1 protein-coding gene is annotated in these 1,714 nt (G+C 48.1%); it reads left to right on the top strand.

Annotated features, from left to right (window positions below; all coding sequences use genetic code 11):
* Positions 1 to 493: 493 nt before the first annotated feature.
* Positions 494 to 1,552: a DUF3137 domain-containing protein gene (locus tag Q0140_RS01405; RefSeq protein ID WP_297960890.1), complete on the top strand. Its 1,059-nt coding sequence runs from the start codon at positions 494 to 496 to the stop codon at positions 1,550 to 1,552.
* Positions 1,553 to 1,714: the final 162 nt, after the last annotated feature.

Raw genomic sequence — 1,714 nt, 5'->3', positions numbered from 1 at the left:
CATTTTTGCTCCATGGTTTGATTTGCGGGGTTTGCTCGCAGAATTTTGCTTTAAAATTTTACTTTGCGGAATTTTAATTTGCAAAATTTTAATTTGAAATTCCGCGTCGTGAAATTTTGCTGAAATTTGCTTTTAAAAATTTAGCTAGAAAATCCCGCTTTTAAATTCTACGTAGCAAATTTATACCGATCTCAAGTCTCGCACCAATAACGCTTTGCATCGAGCTCTTAAAATTCTACGTAGCAAATTTATGCCTTGAAATTTTGCTTCCGCGCGCCGAAATTTGGCGCCGCTTTTATGCGAAATTCACTTCCGCGCACCGCCCCCGCTACGGTCAAATTTTAAGCTTAGAGTTTTGAATTTATCCTTAAATTTAGGGGGCTGTGCGAAATTCATAAAAAATTCACCTTATGTGCGGACGAGCGAGCTTTGAAATTCCAAAATTCCTAGAATTTCGCTAAAATTGCGGGCAAATTTAAAGAAGGGCGAAATTTTGACTATTTATGATTTGGAGCGCCTGCGACTGGACGCGAAAAAGCACGTGGAGCAGCTAAAGCTGCTCGTCGTCGTAAGCACGGTGGCGCTGTTTACGGTATTCGGCGTCATCGCGTATTTCGTGCGCAGGCAAGGCGTGCAGAGCTCTAGCGCGACGATGCTTATGCTGCTGGCGATCGCCTCGCTCGCCGTGAGCCTGCGCGAGGTGCACTTAAACGGTTGGCAAAAGGATCTCATCGGCACGGAAAATATCTTAAAGTTCGGCGCGGTCGCGATCTCGTTTTTGATCTTTAAATACTCTGCGGCCTTGCCGCAGGCGTTGATATGTTTGGCTGCGCTTGCGCTTGGGGCGTGGCTAGCGGCGCGGCTTTACGCGCTCGGCGTAAAAAGCATGCAAGAGATCTTCACCGGGCGGTACCGCCAAAGCTACAAGCAGCACTATCTGGCGCCTTTCGTGCGCGAGCTCGGCTACGAATACGTCTCCTACGGCAGCGTGCCGTTTTGGCGCGTGGTGCAGAGCGATCTGTTCGAGTTCATCGAAAATCTGCGCGGCAACGACCGCGTGGGCGGCGCGTGGCAGGGGGTGAGCTTCGAGTTTAGCGATGTGAGTTTTTTCCATCAAAATTTACAGCACGAGCTCGTGGGGGCGTTTTTCGTAGCGGAATTTAACAAACGCATCATCGCGCCCGTTTTCATCTATCCGCGCGAGATACAAAACAAACAGCACGTAGGTCTAAAGCCCGTTGCGATGGATAACGTGGAGTTTGCCGCGCGCTACAAGGTGCTTAGCGACGAGCCGCAAAACGCGATGTACGTGCTAACCCCTGCATTTATGGAGCGATTTTTGGCGGTGGGCGATGCGCTCGGGGCGCAGATCTGGGCGAGCATCAGAGAGCGGCGGATTCATATTTTCGTGCACACTAAGCGGGATAATTTCGAGCCCAGCGTCTATGAAAGCGTGCTGCGCCGCGACCCCGCAAGCGAGATAAAGAGTGAAATTCTAAGCTTTTTGAGTATCGTTAAAATTTTAAAACTGAATGTGAGGATTTGGATTTAATAAAATTTAAGCGGCAAAGGCAGTATCTAAATTTACACGGTGAATGGAGCTCGCACGATAAATTTTAAAATTTCGCGGCACGCAATCAAGCTCTAAAGAGCGAACTTTTAAATTTGATCGTCAAAGCGAGCTTTAAATTTTCGCCGAAGCAAAGCGCATTTT

This window comes from uncultured Campylobacter sp. (assembly GCF_938045405.1).
GTDB lineage: Bacteria > Campylobacterota > Campylobacteria > Campylobacterales > Campylobacteraceae > Campylobacter_B.
The sequence above is the reverse complement of the archived record's forward strand: the minus strand, read 5'-3'. Positions and strand labels throughout refer to the sequence as shown.